Raw genomic sequence first — 265 nt, 5'->3', positions numbered from 1 at the left:
AGCAAGCACGCGCGGAGGAACGGCGTTGGTGCACACCCCGGTCACGACGTGCGCGACCGGCTCGGACAGTCTCGACTGCCGAACTGTTCCGTAGATGCGACCGCCCGTCACGCGGGCGAAGAACGTGGTGAGGTCGAGGGATATGACGATGTCGGCCCCCGTGTGGAGCGCGGCCCCGGTGGCCGCGCTGCGACCGGGCATGAAACCGTGGGCGGCATCGTTCACGGCTATGAGGCCGAGCACCTGTTCCAGAAGACTGCGCTGC

The 265-nt window shown here is 67.9% G+C and carries 1 protein-coding gene; it reads right to left on the bottom strand.

Features of this window, described 5'->3' with window-relative positions; genetic code table 11:
• Positions 1-265, bottom strand: a 265-nt coding sequence (locus tag R0J87_RS21240; RefSeq protein WP_498888767.1) for an RNA-dependent RNA polymerase family protein, incomplete at both ends; no start/stop codon positions are given.

The sequence above is a fragment of the Halomonas sp. SIMBA_159 genome, from assembly GCF_046536035.1.
Classification (GTDB): Bacteria; Pseudomonadota; Gammaproteobacteria; order Pseudomonadales; family Halomonadaceae; genus Vreelandella; species Vreelandella venusta_A.
The sequence above is the reverse complement of the archived record's forward strand: the minus strand, read 5'-3'. Positions and strand labels throughout refer to the sequence as shown.